The organism is Fictibacillus sp. BK138, assembly GCF_004216955.1.
In the GTDB taxonomy this organism is placed as follows: domain Bacteria; phylum Bacillota; class Bacilli; order Bacillales; family Fictibacillaceae; genus Fictibacillus.
Genome location: NZ_SGXL01000001.1, coordinates 460,173 through 477,963, shown reverse-complemented (window position 1 = coordinate 477,963; position 17,791 = coordinate 460,173). Strand labels below are relative to the sequence as shown.

The following is a 17,791-nucleotide window of genomic DNA, read 5'->3' as shown; positions in this document are numbered from 1 at the left end:
TACAGTATACTAGACTTGACTATTAATATCTTCGTATATAATCTATAAATAAAAGGATAAAATGTCAGAAAATTTTATAGATTATGACTAAAATGGGGACTGATTATGTTAACTCGGGATATTGCGAGTTCTATTGTGAAAGAAACAGCATTAAAACTAAAAAGAAACATCAATATAATGAATAGCCAAGGAGTTATTCTCGCGTCTTGTGACCAATCTAGAATCGATGATTTACATGAAGGCGCCCTTGAAGTTTTGAAGAATGGAGAAACGCTTAAAATATATGAGGGGGAACGTGCCAAATGGCGAGGTGCTCAGCCAGGTGTTAATCTGCCAATTATGTTTCAGAGTAAAATTGTAGGTGTTCTTGGCATTACTGGAAATCCAGATGATTTAACAGATTTAGGTGAAATCGTTAAAATGACAACGGAATTAATGATTAAACAAGAATATATTTATTCTCAACTGGAGTGGAAACTTCGTACGAAAGAAATGATTATTGAAGAACTCTTAAAGGCTGCACCTGACTTTAATAATATTGAACGTGGTCTTAACTTACTGAATTCAACCTTAATACCGCCTTTTATTACCTTGGTGATCCAAATGTCTAATCGAACCGTTCCGAATCAAACCCTCATTAGCAGTCTTGAGAATATTATTGGGAAGGAACATGGTATCTTAGGATTTATAAATGTGAATCGTATCTTAATCGCATTATCCAATATTACTTCTAAAGAACTTTTAAGAATAGCTGATCAAATTGAACGAACTTTTCATAATCTTAATGTTAATTATAGAATTGGCATCAGTACTCAATTTGAGCAGTTGGAGAAATTCAGCCAATCCTATCTTGATTGTGATCTTGCTCTTACAATAAGTAATCCCCAAGATGTAATGGTCTACTATTCTGATATAGAATCTAAAGCTCTGATCTTCCAATTAAATAAAGAAGTGGCAGAACGTTTCTCAAAAAGGGTCCTTCATGAAACATTAATCAAATATAAAGAGACTCTAGAGTGCTTTTTCAATAACGATTTTAATATCCAGCAAACTTCTGAGGAACTTTTTATTCACCGAAACACCCTGCTCTACCGGCTGAATAAGATTGTTGAAGACACTGGTTATAATCCAAGAAATTTCAAAGACGCAGTCACCTTGCAACTCGCGATTTGGGGGTCTGAAAAGTTAAATAGTGATAACGTTGAATCAAACCTTTTAGTATCAGAATATTGACCAAATCGATATCATCCGATACATTTATAAAAAAGTAAATACAATCAGCAAAGGAGCTTTCCATCACTATACTTCGGGTATAGGACTGGGGCTCCTTTTTTGTTTAAGGAGGGATAAATGTGTCTTTTTTACAGTTGGCAGAATCCATTAAGCATCGAATCATTGAATACCGACGTCACCTGCACCAATACCCAGAGTTGAGTTTTTCCGAATACAAAACCGCTGAATTTGTTGCAAACATATTAGAAGAAAACAACATTGAGGTGTTAAAAAACGTAGCTGAAACAGGCGTGGTCGGACTCATTAAAGGAGACTCACCGGGTAAAACTATTGCACTGCGGGCAGATATGGACGCGCTCCCGATTCAGGAACAAACCGACCTCAAATTCAGCTCAAACAACCCTGGTGTCATGCATGCTTGCGGGCATGATTTCCACATGTCAATCCTGCTAGGCGCTGCGATACTTCTAAACCAGCACCGCCACTTAATCAACGGAAACATCAAGCTCATCTTACAGCCGGCTGAAGAAAAATTGACAGGTGCCAAAAAGATGATCGAAAAAGGTGTGCTTCAGAATCCAGATGTAGATGCGATTGTTGCGCTGCATTGCTGGCCTGACCTTCCTGCCGGTACGATTGGCCTCAGAAAAGGTCCGATTACAGCAGCTGCTGATTTTCTCGACATCACCATTCACGGAAAGGCAGGTCACGCGGCTCATCCTCATAAGTGTGTCGATCCGATCGTGATTGCAGGTCATGTTGTTTCGACCTTACAAACCGTCATTTCACGCGAGGTTGCACCTACAGACCCTGCTGTCCTAACCATCGGAAAAATCAACGGCGGTACAGCACCAAACGTGATTCCATCAACCGTTCACTTATCTGGCATGATCAGAACCGTAAATCCCGATCTTCAAAAAAGAATGCCTGAGATCATCAAACGGGTTGTTACGAAAACAGCAGAAAGCATGAACGGTGAAGCTGAAGTGACTTACACGATGGCAACTCCTCCACTTATCAGCGACGATTCGATGGTTGAGCTGATCGACAGCGTCGTTTCCGAAACGCTCGGACAAGACCGTGTAGTCTATCTCGAAAATCCATCATTAGGCTCTGAAGATTTTTCGTTTTACGCGGAACAAGTCCCTGGCGTTCTCTTCCGCTTAGGTACACATAATGAAAAAGCAGAATCAAAACTTCCCTTGCATAATGCTGGTGTAATTTTTGATGAAGATGCGCTCACAACCGGTGTTTCAGTCATGTGTGAAGCTGCCGTTCGCTTTTTAAGCAAACGAACTCCAACAAAACAAACGCTTACTGGAAAAGTTTGATTATTGACAGAATATTAACATTATTTTAGAATCAATTTATAAGTGAAAAGTACGTTAGCAAAGGGGCTATGTATGGGTATTCCTGCGGATTTAGCGGGGGTATTTGTGCCGCCCCTTTTTGTGTTTCTAAAAGATTGTTGCCACTTCTTTGATATTTGGTTGGAGTGCAAGGTGTGAGACTCCAGTGGGACGAGCGGGACAGGTGAGACTCCTGACAGCGCAAAGAGCTAGGAGGCTCACCGCACGCCCCACGGAAAGCGAGCAACCTTGAGCGGTAACCAATGCTTTCTATCTGCAACAATTTTTACGAAAACAGGAGTCAGCCTTCTTAAAGTAGTAAGAAAGGAGACAGCCATGCACCGTACCATTCAAGAACTTTGCACCCAACATACCAACTTAACCATGTCAGACATTGAAATCATTATTGAAAAATCAAAGTCCCTTCAACTCACTGCCGATCTAACCCAAGCAAACCTGTTTATCGATTGTCCAGCAAACGACGGCAAGCATGCCATCGTCGTTGCTGAAGCAAAGCCTGCCAATGCTCCTTCTCTTTACTCAAAATCTGTTGTCGGAAAGTACGCATATGCATCCTTTGAGCCTGCCGTCGCTTTTACCCATAAAACCGGCAAGCCGATGAAACGGATGCGCGCCATCACGCAAGAAGCTAAATACGTGAAACAAAGTGTTGTACCTATTAAAAACGGACGCGGCGAAACGATCGGTTCACTCATCATGGAAGAAGACGTGAGCGAACAGGTCCAGCACGAAAAGAAAGTAAAAGTTCTTTCAGAAACAAACGAACAGCTTAGCCAAACACTGATCGGACTGACCGAGCAGGATTCCATTATCTCCAATATGATCCAGGAGTCCCTGCTGCTTCTCGATTCCAAAGGGAAAATTCTGTACTTCAACTCATGTGCGGGTTGTCTGATTAAAGAGCTGGATGGTAAAGCCGAGATACTCGGTACTTTTATTCACGAGCGCCTCCCTTTTATAAAGGGAATCTATGAAAATAGTGAAGGAATTCTGCAGCAAGAAGTAAATGTCGGAAAAAAAGTGCTGGAAGTGAAACAGATCGTACTCGTTAACCAGCGGCAAATCACAGGAATTCTCGTTGTAATACGTGACCTTACGGAGCTCCGGGAAAAAGAACGCCAACTCATGGTGAAGTCAGCGGTCATTCAGGAAATTCATCATCGTGTAAAAAACAACCTTCAAACCGTGTCCAGCCTTCTGCGGCTGCAGATGAAACGAGGCGGTGGTCCAGAAGGCATCCAGCAAAGTCTAAACCGGATCTCAAGCATCGCTGCCGTTCATGAAGAACTCCTTGAAAGCTCTAAAATTGATGAAGTCGAAATTAAACAGTTGATTGAACGAATTGGTCAGATGTCAATTGGAAGCCGGATGTGTGCTGATGCTGATGTGTCTATCGATTTTCACGGTGAAGAGATGTATTTGAAGTCTGATGTTGCCGTTTCTCTGGCACTTACCATCAATGAACTCATTCAAAATTGTTTAAAGCATGCTTTTAAACAGCAACATCAAGGGAAGATCCGCATTTACTTTTCAAATATGCAGGACCATTTTGAAGTCGTGGTTGAGGACGATGGCATCGGCTATTCTTCCTCTACCCAAACATCACTCGGGCTCGATATTGTAACCACGATTGTCTGTCACGACTTAACCGGAACGTTTAGCATCGAAAAAACAAACAGCGGTACAAAAGCGGTTATCACTTTTCCATTAAAAGAGGTGGAAGCAGTTTGAAACCAAAAATTATTGTAATTGAAGACGAAGCGATATTGCGGATGGATTTGAAAGAAATGCTTACCGATGCGGACTATGACGTGATTGCTGAAGGTGATAACGGAGAAAAAGCAATTGAGCTCGCTCACCAGCTGCAGCCTGATTTAATGATTATGGATATCAAAATGCCGAAGATGGATGGGCTGAAAGCGAGCCGAATTATCGCGAAACAAAGTAAAACACCGATCTTGATGCTGACGGCCTTCAGCCAAAAGGAGTTCGTGGAAGATGCAAAAAAAGCGAATGTGCTTGGGTATCTTGTAAAACCGATCTCTGAGGCGAACTTGATTCCAGCCGTTGAAATCGCACTCTCCCAAGCACAGCAGCGTGTGCAATATGAAGATGAACTTTTACAAAAAGATAAAAAAATGAATGCCCGAAAGCAGATTGAACGTGCAAAAGGCGTTCTTATGAAAGTGAAGAAACTGAACGAACAAGCTGCCTATGAAAAGATGCGAAAGTTCAGTATGAAACAGCAAGTCTCGTTGGAACGTACAGCACATGCGATTTTGAAAAAGTACACGAATGACATGTGACCAAGACATGCCACCAATAACAAGTAAATAGTCACCCGGCAAAGACGCCTAGAGATTACATCTACCATGTATGACCTTAGGCGTCTTTTGTCTTCTTTTAATCTCTTATTCTCCAAAACTATCCTTACAGGAGGTATGAAACATGGAAAAAACAACACTTAACTACTTATGGATCAACGGTGAGAAAGTCAGTACATCAGAGACCATAGATGTAATCAACCCCGCGACTGGTGAAGTCATCGATCAAGTGCCTAACGGAGGTGAAAAAGAAACGAAGCTTGCGATCAACGCAGCCTATGAAGCTTTTAAACCGTGGAAGAAGCTCACACCCGAGAAACGTGAATCGTACCTAGTAAAATGGGCTGATAACTTACTAGAAAACCGTGATGAATTGGCTGACATCTTATCGGAAGAACAAGGAAAGCCATTAAGCGAATCGCGAGGTGAAATTGAAGGATGTGCAAAGTTCATCAGATGGTACGCGGAGGAAGGAAAACGGGTTTACGGCGAAGTGATCACGGGCTCGAATGAAAACCAGCGTATCTCTGTGATCAAGCAGCCGGTTGGCGTATGCGGATTGATCACACCATGGAACTTCCCTGGCGCGATGGTGGCACGGAAAACCGCTCCTGCTCTTGCAGCTGGCTGTACGGTCGTTGTGAAACCTGCGAGTGAAACGCCGAGAATCGCCATCGCCATTTTCGAACAGCTCATGAAAACCGGCATTCCAGCTGGGGTTGCAAACCTAGTAACAGGGAAAGCATCCGTAATCGGCGAGACCCTATTTGAAGATAGACGCGTGAAAAAGATCTCATTTACAGGCTCTACTGAAATTGGAAAGCAGCTCATGAAACGGGCAGCCGATCAAGTAAAGCGAATCTCACTGGAGCTTGGCGGAAACGCACCTGCCATTGTCTTCCCTGATGCCAACCTGGATCTTGCGGCTGAGCGAATCGTCGACAACAAGTTCGAGAACTGCGGGCAGATGTGCAACGGCATAAACGTCATTTATGCCCATGAAGAAATCAAGGAAAAGCTTACTGAAAAGATTGTAAACCGAGTAAAAGAGCTAAAAGTTGGCTCGGGGTCTGTCCCGGGGTCTGACCCCGGGACAGACCCCATACAAATCGGCCCTTTAGTCAACGAAGCAGCCCTCAAGAACGTCGAAAAACTGCTTCAAGACGCGAAAGCAAAAGGTGCCACTGTAGAAACCGGCGGTCACCGAACCGGTGACGCCAACGGCTACTTCTTTCAGCCAACCGTTCTGAGCGGCGTCACACTCGATATGAATCTCACGCAGGACGAGATATTCGGGCCCATCGCTCCTATCCTTTCCTTCCGTAATGAAAAGGAAGTCATGGATTTTACTGAAAAAAGCCCGTACGGATTAGCGGCCTACTTCTTCACCCGTGACGTAAACCGCGTCTACCGTATGGCGGAAGAGCTCGACTCGGGCATGATCGGCGTAAACGGTACATCGCTCAGCGTTCCTCAAGCTCCGTTTGGCGGCATTAAAGAGAGCGGCATCGGCCGTGAAGGCGGATTTTACGGATTAGAAGAGTTTCTCGAACTGAAATACATCTCACTCACGCTCGAAAATGAAGAAGGAGGTTATTAAAATGAGTCAAGAAACAATCGTAAATCTATCTCAAAAGGAAGAGTCAAAGAAAACAGGATTGATCTCCAAAGATACCTTGCTTTCATTGCTGGAAGACGGGTCGATCGACACGGTGAATCTAGCAATCTGCGATATGCAGGGAAGGCTGATGGGAAAGCGTCTGACCGCTGCCTATTGTTTAGAAAACAACCTCGATAAAGGCACACATTTTTGCAACTATCTGCTCGGTACCGACTTTGAGATGAACACACCAGACGGCTACGAAATGATGAACTGGGAGAACGGTTACGGTGACTGGCTCGCACAACCCGACTGGTCAACGCTTCGAATCGTGCCTTGGGCGGACCGAACCGCCATCGTATTTTGTGATGTGTACGATGAAAAGACCGGCGAACCGATTCCGATCGCTCCACGCACCTTGCTCAAAAACCAGATCGAAAAAGCAGCAGCAAAAGGCTTTGAACTCAACATGGCAAGTGAGCTTGAATTTTATCTGTTCAAAGAGTCCTTTGAGGATCTTCATCAAAAAGGCTATGAAGATGTAGAGACGGCTGGCCACATTAATGAGGATTATAACCTGCTTCAAGGAACGCGTAATGAACCTTTTTATCAAAAAATCCGCCGGAACATGGCGAAAGCGGATATTCCGATCGAGTCTTCAAAAGGAGAAGCGTTTAAAGGACAGCATGAGATCAACATGCGTTATTCCAATGCACTGAATGCTGCCGACAACCACATCATGTTCAAACACGGCATGAAAGAAATCTGCATGCAAGACAATTTATCTGTCACGTTTATGGCAAAGCCAAACCACCAATGGACAGGCTCGAGCGGCCACATCCACCTCAGCCTCTGGGACAAACAGGCAGGCGAAAATGTCTTTTATGATCCAGATAGCTGCAACCATAACATGTCGGAAACGATGCAGCAATTTTTAGCCGGTGTTTTAAAATACTCGCGTGATTTTGCCCTCTTTTTTGCACCATACGTGAACTCGTATAAACGTTACGCTCAAGAGAGCTGGGCGCCGGTAAATATCATCTGGAGTCATGACAACCGTTCGTCCGGATACCGAATCGTTGGCGACGGAAAAAGCCTCCGCATGGAAACGCGTATTCCAGGAGCAGACATGAACCCTTACCTCGCCTACTCTGCCCTGATCGGTGCCGGGCTTCAAGGCATTGAGGAACGCGTGGAGCTTGAACCGGAATTCAAAGGCAACGCATATAAAGATAAAAGCATCCCGCGTATTCCTGGCTCGCTTTATGAAGCCATCCAATGCTGGGAAGATAGTGAAGTCGTTCAAAAGGTTCTGGGCGAAAAAGCAGCTTCCCACTATCTTTTTACCGCAAAACTCGAGCAAAAACAGTTTGATCGCATCGTTACAAAATGGGAACGCCAGCGTTATTTCGAACAGTGCTAGCAGATTAACGAAACATAAGGAGGAACAACGATGAGACTACAAGACAAAGTATGCATCATAACAGGGGCCGGCGGCGGGATGGGAAAAACCGCTGCTGAAATGTTCGCTAAAGAAGGAGCAAAAATCGCCATATTTGAGATGAACGAAAAAAGCGGTACAGCGGTGGCTGAAGAGGTTTGCCAAGCTGGCGGCGACGCAGCGTACTTTTATTGCAACGTAACAGACGAAAAAAGTGTAAAAAAAGCAGTTGATGATACGGTTGAAAAATACGGAAAAATTGACGTGCTCTACAACAACGCCGGCGTCATGATCGCTGAAGACCATTCAGTTATCGATACGCCTGAAGAGGCGTGGGACTTGGTCATGAACGTAAATGTCAAAGGAATCTATTTTATGTGCAAGTATGTCATTCCCGAAATGCAGAAGAACCAATCAGGATCGATCATCAACATTGCAAGCTTTGTCGCGTTCCTCGGGTGCAGTGTTCCACAAGATGCGTACACCGCCTCAAAAGGGGCGGTCAACGCATTGACTAAATCACTTGCGATCCAGTTCCGCCCAGAAGGCATCCGTACCAATTCGATCTGCCCTGGCCCGATCGAAACGCCGCTATTGATGGAATGGCTCGTAAAAGATGAAGAAGCAAAAAAGGTACGGTTGTCACGCCAACCGGCCGGACGATTCGGAAAACCGGAAGATATCGTGTATGCAGCGATCTATTTAGCATCAGACGAATCGGATTGGACGAACGGAGCGTTGTTAAACATAGATGGCGGGATTACATCGAACTACTTTTAATGAAATTAGCGTCCTAAAACTAGCCGCAAGCTGACCAGTCCATATGATTCACTGCTCAATCCAAAAGTTTGAGCGGTGAATCCAAAACCACCAGGGCTGAATCCAGAAATTTTGTGCTTCAATCCACGAGTTTTTAACATTTATCCACAAGTTTCAACTACAAACTTAAAATCGAAAGGAGTGTTTACATTGGGGGAAATGAATTACGATAAGCAAGGACTGCAAAAAGCGCTAAAGCCCATACACTTATGGGCAATCGCCGTCGGTATGGTTATTTCAGGCCAGTACTTCGGCTGGAACTACGGGTTCGAACAAGGCGGAACGCTCGGCTTAATGGGCGCCGCCATCTTTATCACGATTTTCTACACAGCGTTTATTTTCAGCTATTCAGAGCTTTCGACCTCCATCCCCCACGCCGGTGGGCCATCCGCTTATGCCAGGCGTGCGATGGGACCTTATGCAGGTTTTATGACGGGGATCTCGGTTCTGATCGAGTTCGTGTTCGCGCCACCAGCCATTGCCGTTGCGACAGGCGCGTACATAAACTTTCTCATCCCGTCGATTAACCCGGTTTATGCGACAGTTGCCGTGTTCGTCTTCTTCATATTAATCAACATGATCGGTGTAAAAGGCGCCGCACTAATCGAGCTCGTCGCAACCATCATCGCACTCATCGGGCTTGCTATTTATTTTGCAGCCGGCTCCACACACGTCCAACTCGACTACATTTTTAACGAAAATGCCCTTCCGAACGGATGGACAGGCATGTGGATGGCGATTCCGTTTGCGATCTGGTTTTATCTCGCGGTTGAAGGCGGTGCGATGGCAGCTGAAGAAGTGCGGAATCCGAAAAAAGACATTCCAAAAGGCTTCATCGCCGGCATCTTAACACTCGCCATTTGTACGATCGGAACGCTCTTCATCACAGCCGGACTTGGAGGCGGTGTTGGTCAGCCAGCAGATAATCCGCTACCACAGGCACTCGCGTCTGTTTACGGTGAAGGTCATTTCCTACCGAAGTTAGTTGCCGTTATCGGACTTGCTGGACTAATTGCGAGTTTGCATGGAATCATCATCGGCTACTCGCGCCAGACATTCGCCCTATCTCGCGCTGGCTACCTGCCTAAATTTTTATCAAGATTATCAAAGCGTCAAATTCCAACGTGGGGACTTCTGCTCCCGGGAGGTATCGGTGTCATTGCAGCAGCAAACGCCACATTTGCCAACCAGCTCATTATCCTAGCGGTATTTGGTGCTGCGATGATGTATTGCTTAAGCTTAGTTTCCCTGTTCATCTTAAGAAAAAAAGAACCAAACCTGCACAGGCCGTTTAAAGTCTCATACCCGCTCGTTCCAGGTGTGGCAATCGTGCTCGGTGTCATCTCGCTATTTTGTGTCATTTATTACAGCGTGTTCAATCAATCCCTGCCGCTGTTTGGAGTAAACATTCCGCTTCTCGGTGTACTACTTTTCATTTATGGAGCCGCAACTGTTTATTATCTTGCGGTCGGACGACATAAGCTTCTTCCGATTGAAGAAGAGTTTGGGGTGTTTGATGAATTAGAGGCGGAAAGTGATGAGAATTTGGAAGTAAAGAAAAACGCATAAAGAAAAGGCCATCTTTATTGGCCTTTTTTTACGTTCATAATAGCTTCATAGAGCCCATAACATATATAGATGATTAATAGCATATGCGTTAAAATTCCAATAAAAGGATGTTGGGTGCTGTATGAAAAATCTCATTAGTCTTAAAATGACCAGTAATTTCTTGCTTGTTATGAATGGGTTAATACTTTTATTACATATCTTAATCATACTTAAAGTTGTGCCCTATCATTTCATTTGGGGCGGACAAATAAATAACACGGCAGATCTTTATCGACTGGAAGGCATGTCGATCTTCATACAATGCTTGTTTATATTTATCATCGGACTAAAAGCAGGTTACATCTTTCCGGGAAAACTTAAAAGAACAGCAAATGCTGGTGTATGGATAATCTTCATCTTCATGATCATAAACACATTCGGCAATTTGGCATCTACTTCAGGTCTTGAAACATTGATCATGACCCCTCTAACAATTGTTCTCGCTCTGTTAACATTTAGGTTAGCCGTCGAAAAAGAAGACCACAATAACACAATTTCCTATTAAACAGCTCTTCATCAGAGCTGTTTTTTATTTTTATATTTGAGACAACTGCCTATCATCTTCCCCCCTATCCCTGCATACAATGAGTTAATACATGAAATATGGTTAAGCCATTACCGAAAGAAATGGACAAATCATGTTTTGAAGGGAGAGATCATATGAGCGGATATCCGAACATGAGGGAGTTTTACCAGAAGGGGCTCATTCTTATCGGAGAGAATGATCGAGCAGCTCTTTTGCAGAAATCAGGAGAGAATACTTCGCACGAAGGGTCCACACACTGGCTCATCGCGATGGAAGGCAGTGAAAAACAGCCCGATATTTATCAGTGGAAAGTTCTCATCTACCCATCTGATTCAAAAAAAGTAAACTGTTACAAGTCACCGTACTTCTCGTCACAGCACTTTTCATCCATACACGACGCTATCAACTATTCAAACGAACTGAGTCAGAAAGCACGGGAAGATCAGCTGAATACCCTCGAATAACCACATAGATAGATCACCAGTTTTACCCTCGCTTTTCTTTTTACCCTTGATTGTGAAATAGTGTACATAAGCCCTCATTATTACATAGAATACCAGTCAATGAAGTGGAAAAGAGCCAGTTCATTTTTATTATGTCTTTTTTTTACTTTTCATCTGTGCTTAAGTTATATTTTACTAAATTAGAAAAGAGGAGGTTGAATGAACCAGGTTATGATAATATCCTATTGATCGTCTTTTATAACAACTGTTTGTTCATCAAATTCCCATTCACCTGCTGGTGTTCGAACAACCACCTGCCACTCTTTTGTTTTTTCATCATATTCTACTTTTTTTATGACTAGAAAATTCTTGTCCAGCTTCTCCATCGCTTTTGCAACTGCTTCATATTCTTTAAGCTTGGTTTTATTTTTAACTGTAGCATGAAGAACTTTTACACTTTTTGCAGAACTTTGGCCAGGCATTGACTCTAATACTAACCCATCAATTTCCACGCTAACTTTTTGACCAACCTTAATACTTCGAGGGACATCTGAAAAATAAATGGCAGAGTAATATTCTTTATCCTTTTGCCCTAGATTCCTCTTTTCCGTCGAGATCACTAAAGCCCTGCCTCTCTCATCCCAGCTTGTTACATAACCAACAAAACCATGGTCTTTTTGGGGCTTTCCTTTTGATTTGGCAGTATTTGTATCAATATTGGAGCACGCTGTAACAAGTATGAAGAAGCAGACAATTAAAGAAAGAGTAATTTTTTTAGGCATGGAAATCCCTCCTGTCTTGATTAGACGACGTACAAGAGACCTTTGTTTCACTGTTTAGTCAGACTGTTTTCTTAGACATCCATATAATTTTTAATATAACAATATATTGAAATAGAACAAATTAATGTAATAATAAAAATGAGAATACTAGAGAGGGCTTTCAGCATGGATCTTATTAGACAGCTTCAGGAAGAACAAGTTCGTAATCGGCAGAAAAGGAGAAGTTGGTTTTTTTTCTGGCTGATCATGATTGACGGCGTTATCATGTCTTTCTTCCAACATATCTATTGGTGCTTCACACTTATGCTATTACTTACAAATATAGGTTTAGTTGCATTTGGTGTAGCCGCTTTTAAAAGGAAAGAGATATTTACTGGCCCTCTTGCTGCAGTTGGAAATTATTTAGTGAGAACATTGTGGCTAGTTATTTCAATCGGAGGTCTATTCATATTTTTTTATTCATTTGCATTTTGGAATTACGTTTTAGATCTCCCTGACTACATAAGTAATAATACTGAAAAAACTAGAGGAATCGCTGAATTCAGAACAACAACAAATAGAGGACATGTGGCTCAAACCATAACCATTCACGATGTTGAGTATCAGAATACAATTATTCTTGATGAATTTAAGTATGAACGCAGAGTACTAGAATTAGAGTATCTTCCTAGAACTAGATATGTAGTGGGGATATGGAGTATTGGACCGGAAAAGTGGGGGGAATAAGGATTTGCAATCTCTTCTTTTTTCCTTTGGTTTATAGGAAGGATTATTTTAGGTTGTATAGCTCAAGAAAATTTTAATAAAGGAAGGATTGAGTAAATATTGCCTGTTTTTCCCGACGAAACTGACCTTCTCTCTTTATTTGAATGCGAACCGAGATTGTATGACACCTCTTCAAAAGATTTACCTTTTTACTACAATCAAGCAACCTATCAATTTTCAAATGGTGAGGAAGACTTTCTAATCGTGCTATCTCCTTCCTATGGTGAAGTAAAAATACAAGTGATTTGTCGCAAATCTAATCGGTTAATCTCTTTGCTAGATTTAAAACAAGTTCAAAAACTAGAGATCACAGCCGATGAAAAGGAACGTTCTTCTATGCTTTTAACCAGGTTTCATGAGGATTTGGAGCAAACAATCGAAATTGGTTTTAAGCCTTTTTTTAAACAAGTGTTTAAAGAGCATCTAATTCGTTAAACGAAAAGAACCCGCAATCAACGGGTTCTTTTTTAATGCACCTCAGCTGTCGATTCTCCTTGCAAAACCTCTTCCATCGCACTCGCCGAAATGGGACGGCTGAAAAAGTAGCCTTGCGCTTCGTTACATTGCTTTTGCTGCAGAAACTGGAGTTGTTCTTCTGTCTCTACTCCTTCTGCAATTACTTTCAGGTTTAAGTTGTGCGCCATTGATATAATCGTTTCAACGAGCGAAGCATCTTTCGAATCTGTATATATGTTACTTGTAAAACTTCGGTCAATCTTCAATGTATGGATTGGGAAGGTCTTCAGATAACTTAACGATGAGTAGCCTGTTCCGAAGTCATCGATTGATAAATGAATCCCCATCTCCTTTAGCTGCTGCATTTTCGCCACCGCATACTTGGAGTCTTGAATGATGCTCTCGGTAAGCTCCAGTTCAAGATACTCCGGCGCAAGTCCTGTTTCTTTCAATATTTCGCTTACCCTTTCAACGAGATCACTCTGCTGAAATTGGCGGGATGATATATTAACAGCGACACGCAACTCACGGAAACCATACTTCTGCCACTGCTTATTCTGCAAACAAGCCCCGCGCAGCACCCATTCCCCAATTTGTAGAATGAGTCCTGTTTCTTCTGCAATTGGTATAAATTCAGCAGGCGAAATGCTCCCCCATTCCGGGTGCTCCCAGCGAAGGAGTGCCTCGGCTCCAATTACTTGCCCCGTCTTCACATCGATTTGAGGTTGATACACGATGTGAAATTCATTCCGTTCTAACGCTTTTCGAAGTCCAACCTCAAGCTGCATTTTTTTCGTGACAGCTTCATTCATCTCTGGCGTGTAGAATTGAAAGTTGTTTTTCCCTTGTTCCTTTACTCGGTACATCGCCGTGTCGGCATTTTTGATCAGCGCCTCAATATCCCGGCCATCTCCAGGATACATGGAAATCCCAATTGAAGGGGTAACAAACAGCTCCTGTTCATTCAACATCACAGAATGACTAAACGAATCAATGACTTTTTGCGCTTTTTTCGTAACCTCATCTGAAGTCGTATTCGGCACAAGGACAATAAACTCATCCCCGCCCTGGCGAGAGACCGTATCTGCTTTGCCGACACACGCCTCAATGCGCTTGGCAACTTCGATCAATAATTCATCACCGACAGCATGCCCCAGCGTATCATTAATGTATTTAAAACGATCTAAATCAATAAACATGATGCCAAGCGTCTGTTTGTTGTTGTTCGCTTGATCGAGCGCTTGTCCCAGCCGGTCATTTAATAAAAGCCGGTTCGGCAGTCCTGTCAGCGGATCTCGATAAATCATCTGGTTAATTTTTTCTTCGTTTTTCTTTCTTAGACTTATATCTCGGATTATGCTGCTGAAGAACACATTACCGTCTTCCTTCCAGCTAGCGAGTGACAGCTCGATCGGAAACTCGCTGCCGTCTTTTCTTACTCCTTCTAATTCAACGGTTTTACCCATGACTTTTGGTTCGCCAGTCGCAAGATACCGGGCCATCCCTTTTTGATGCGCTTCTTGATACTTTTCAGGAATGATGATCTGCAAATTTTTCCCCAACACTTCATTTTTATGAAAACCGAAAATACATTCTGCACCTTTATTCCAAGAGATGATAGTCCCTCGGCTGTCCGATAAAATAATCGCGTCGTTGGCGGACTCAATCAGCGAACGGAACTTTCTCTCAGACTGAATGGATTGATATTCAAACCGCCTATCAATAAACGTACTAAGGAATACGAGTCCCAACAAGATTAGGATTACAATTCCAATGGCATAAGCTAGCAACGTGCTATTAAAAGGTGCTGCACCATTTAAATCAGCATGTTGATGCGGCTTATAGCTCGCTGCCGCCATCCCGGTATAATGCATTCCAGAAATCGCGATCCCCATGATCAGCGCACTGACTGTTTTTATCCATGGAAGTTTTCTTGACCGATAGTTTTGGCTGACAAAAGATAATAGATAAAGAGCCACAATTGATACGACAAAAGCGATTATCGCGGAAAGTCCCCATATAAAACGGTTATATTCAATAACCGCGTCCATCTTCATCGCTTCCATGCCCGAGTAATGCATCGATACAATACCTGCAGCCATAAAAAACGCACCGAGCAAGACTTGCCTTCTCCCCATGGTTGTTCTGCTAATGATAAAGAGGGCTAACGCCGAAGCGATGATCGCCGGAAGGATGGAAAAGATGACGAGTGTAACGTTATAGGTTACCGGGATGGAGAGGTGGAAAGCCAGCATCGCAATAAAATGCATTGCCCAGATCCCTAAACCCATGGCAAAAGCACCTGCACCAACCCATATATGCCGTGCGATTGATTTTGCTTTATTCACCTGAATGGCCAAGTCCAAAGCTGCGTAAGACGCTAAGATAGCAATAACGATTGATAGAATGACGAGCGGTATATGATACGAACTAGAAACAGCGTCCATTGTGATAACTCCCTGTATATAGAAAATAGAAATACTACCTATTCTATATCGGTAAAATATATTTGTACTTACATGGTTTTCGAAAGAAAAAAACAAAAAAGAGAACAACCCTTTTCCAGGTCATCCTCTGCCTTTTTCCAGCCTTTATATATTTGAATTACCGTTTTATTCGGTCACTTCCGATTTATGTACTAAAATAACGCGTGAAATAAACCTTTCTCCTACTCTTCTTATTTCTATATAATCAGACGTATAAACGTGGACTATTATATGAGGTTCATCCTGATATGTAACGATATTTCCTTTTTGGATATGCATGCTTATCACCTTAGATGTTATTTGTCATAGATAATTATACCTAAAATAGAAGCTGTGAAAATTGGGAAACATTGCGGATAAAAGGGTACTAATCTTGCGAAAATGATCATTGTTTCCCAACTTGGAATCATTCAGCTTTCCTTATTAATTACTAAACAGATTGATAAAGGTATTTTCCTATCATATTAAGTGTTAAAATCAAAGAAAAATGGCGGGGGTAAAAGAAATGCATCTTGGCGAAAAGATTCGGTACTTTCGAAAAGTCAAAAACTTATCCCAACAAGAACTGGCGGCCGGGATCTGTTCGATTCCTTATTTAAGCAAGATTGAAAACGGTGTGACTCAGCCTTCAAATGAAATCCAGCAGCATTTAGCCGCCCGGTTAGAAGTAAGACTCGAGTCCATTAACGAAAATGAGATGATTCAAAAGTATATAGAACTTTTTTATTCTCTTTATCAGAGAGACCATAAATCTGCGGAGCAAAAGTTTAACGCTTTGGCAGCTTCCCCTCTGCAATCTGTCGATGATGATATCTTGCACAAGATTTTCAAAAGTATCTATATTATGATGACTAAACTAGAAACCCATGGGGTTCACGCGTTGCTAGACGAAGTTTCACATATAGGCAATGTGATGAAAGGGGAAAAAGCCTTTTATTACTTGCTCGCCAAAGGTCAGCTATCCTACTTTTTAAATGAATATGATGAGGCATTTCACTATTTTTTGAAGGCGGAAAAACAATTGGAAAATCATCGTTTTCAAGATTGGGAAAAAGGATATCTGCTGTACATGATCGGTCTCACAGCAAACCAGCTGTATAGAAATATTGTTGCTCTGGAATATACGGCGCGGGCATTAGAGATATTTGAAAAAAACTACTTCTTTAAAAGATGTGCCGATTGCAGAATAATCCTGGCAATCGTACATCTTCGCGTTAAAAATTTTGATGAATCTACTAATCAACTATTGCTTGCCGAAACCATTGCGAACACTTTTAATGACGACGTTTTACACGGCGTGATCTATCACAACTTAGGAAGCATCGCAACACACAAAGGTGAAGCAGATCAAGCAATCGAGCTGTATTTAAAAAGCCTGGCAGCAAAAGAAAAGGTAACCCTATCTGCAAAAATAATGACGATCTTTGCACTAGTGAAAGAATACGAAAAGACCAATCAATCTGCAAAAGGCTTAGAGATCATAGATGCATGGATGGAACAAGTTCAAGCTGATCCGCTTAACCGGGGATTTGAACTGCATTTTCTCTATTTTAAACACCTGTTTAAATACGGTGAAATAAACGCTGATTTTATGGTCAACGAACTGATTCCCTACTTCGAGCAAAGAAACGAATGGGTCCACCTTGCCGATTATTATCCCATTCTCGGAAAGTATTACGAGAATCAGCAAAAGTATAAACAAGCGAGTCAGTATTATTCCTTGGCATTTGAGGCACTGAAAAATATGCATCAAGTTGGGGTTACATATGTGTAAGATGGGACAACTAAAATTATTTTAGTTGTCTTTTTTTATGGTAGCGTTTTACGGTACGTGTTCTTTTATCTGTTACACGTTCGCTCAAAAATACTCCGTTACGCTCAGAATCCTTGATCTACGCTCAAAATGCTCGAGTACCACTCAAAACAGACGAGTATCGC

General features: G+C 42.4%; 15 protein-coding genes. 13 read left to right on the top strand and 2 right to left on the bottom strand.

From position 1 onward, the window contains the following. Nucleotides 1-105 precede the first annotated feature (105 nt). The 10 genes from EV282_RS02415 to EV282_RS02370 all read left to right on the top strand — a co-directional run bounded on the left by EV282_RS02415 (nucleotide 106) and on the right by EV282_RS02370 (nucleotide 11,385). On the top strand, nucleotides 106-1,233 hold the full coding sequence (locus EV282_RS02415) for a CdaR family transcriptional regulator (RefSeq protein ID WP_130293470.1): 1,128 nt from the start codon (nucleotides 106-108) through the stop codon (nucleotides 1,231-1,233). A gap of 119 nt (nucleotides 1,234-1,352) precedes the next feature. Next, complete coding sequence (locus EV282_RS02410) at nucleotides 1,353-2,564, top strand: M20 metallopeptidase family protein (RefSeq protein WP_165389328.1); 1,212 nt, start codon at nucleotides 1,353-1,355, stop codon at nucleotides 2,562-2,564. A 354-nt stretch (nucleotides 2,565-2,918) separates the two neighbouring features. Then, entirely contained in the window at nucleotides 2,919-4,334 is a 1,416-nt protein-coding gene (locus EV282_RS02405) for a sensor histidine kinase (RefSeq protein WP_130293467.1), read from the top strand. Continuing rightward, the gene (locus tag EV282_RS02400) at nucleotides 4,331-4,909 is read left to right on the top strand and encodes an ANTAR domain-containing response regulator (RefSeq protein ID WP_130293466.1); all 579 of its coding nucleotides are present in this window, start codon (nucleotides 4,331-4,333) and stop codon (nucleotides 4,907-4,909) included. Before EV282_RS02405 ends, EV282_RS02400 begins: the two co-directional genes overlap by 4 nt. A gap of 142 nt (nucleotides 4,910-5,051) precedes the next feature. Beyond that, a complete protein-coding gene (locus EV282_RS02395; protein ID WP_130293464.1) occupies nucleotides 5,052-6,527 on the top strand; it encodes an NAD-dependent succinate-semialdehyde dehydrogenase in 1,476 nt (491 codons plus the stop codon). A 1-nt stretch (nucleotide 6,528) separates the two neighbouring features. Beyond that, entirely contained in the window at nucleotides 6,529-7,950 is a 1,422-nt protein-coding gene (locus EV282_RS02390; RefSeq protein WP_130293463.1) for a glutamine synthetase family protein, read from the top strand. A 30-nt stretch (nucleotides 7,951-7,980) separates the two neighbouring features. Continuing rightward, nucleotides 7,981-8,748: an SDR family NAD(P)-dependent oxidoreductase gene (locus EV282_RS02385; protein ID WP_130293462.1), complete on the top strand. Its 768-nt coding sequence runs from the start codon at nucleotides 7,981-7,983 to the stop codon at nucleotides 8,746-8,748. Nucleotides 8,749-8,946: 198 nt separating this feature from the next. Beyond that, nucleotides 8,947-10,356, top strand: a complete 1,410-nt coding sequence (gene eat, locus EV282_RS02380; protein WP_130296872.1) for an ethanolamine permease — start codon at nucleotides 8,947-8,949, stop codon at nucleotides 10,354-10,356. A 121-nt stretch (nucleotides 10,357-10,477) separates the two neighbouring features. Next, nucleotides 10,478-10,900: a hypothetical protein gene (locus EV282_RS02375; protein ID WP_130293460.1), complete on the top strand. Its 423-nt coding sequence runs from the start codon at nucleotides 10,478-10,480 to the stop codon at nucleotides 10,898-10,900. 155 nt (nucleotides 10,901-11,055) lie between these two features. Next, a complete protein-coding gene (locus tag EV282_RS02370; RefSeq protein WP_130293459.1) occupies nucleotides 11,056-11,385 on the top strand; it encodes a hypothetical protein in 330 nt (109 codons plus the stop codon). Between the two features lie 221 nt (nucleotides 11,386-11,606). On the opposite strand, the gene EV282_RS02365 is transcribed toward EV282_RS02370, so the two are convergent. Continuing rightward, on the bottom strand, nucleotides 11,607-12,146 hold the full coding sequence (locus EV282_RS02365; protein WP_130293457.1) for a DUF3221 domain-containing protein: 540 nt from the start codon (nucleotides 12,144-12,146) through the stop codon (nucleotides 11,607-11,609). A gap of 165 nt (nucleotides 12,147-12,311) precedes the next feature. Here EV282_RS02365 and EV282_RS02360 point away from each other — a divergent pair, with 165 nt between their 5' ends. Continuing rightward, complete coding sequence (locus EV282_RS02360) at nucleotides 12,312-12,872, top strand: hypothetical protein (RefSeq protein WP_130293456.1); 561 nt, start codon at nucleotides 12,312-12,314, stop codon at nucleotides 12,870-12,872. A gap of 99 nt (nucleotides 12,873-12,971) precedes the next feature. After that, nucleotides 12,972-13,346: a hypothetical protein gene (locus tag EV282_RS02355; RefSeq protein ID WP_130293454.1), complete on the top strand. Its 375-nt coding sequence runs from the start codon at nucleotides 12,972-12,974 to the stop codon at nucleotides 13,344-13,346. Between the two features lie 32 nt (nucleotides 13,347-13,378). Here EV282_RS02355 and EV282_RS02350 read toward each other — a convergent pair whose 3' ends face one another. Beyond that, nucleotides 13,379-15,814, bottom strand: coding sequence for a bifunctional diguanylate cyclase/phosphodiesterase (locus tag EV282_RS02350; protein WP_130293452.1), 2,436 nt, complete (start codon nucleotides 15,812-15,814; stop codon nucleotides 13,379-13,381). A gap of 544 nt (nucleotides 15,815-16,358) precedes the next feature. On the opposite strand from EV282_RS02350, the gene EV282_RS02345 reads away from it, so the two are divergent. Further along, complete coding sequence (locus EV282_RS02345) at nucleotides 16,359-17,627, top strand: helix-turn-helix domain-containing protein (RefSeq protein WP_165389327.1); 1,269 nt, start codon at nucleotides 16,359-16,361, stop codon at nucleotides 17,625-17,627. Nucleotides 17,628-17,791: the final 164 nt, after the last annotated feature.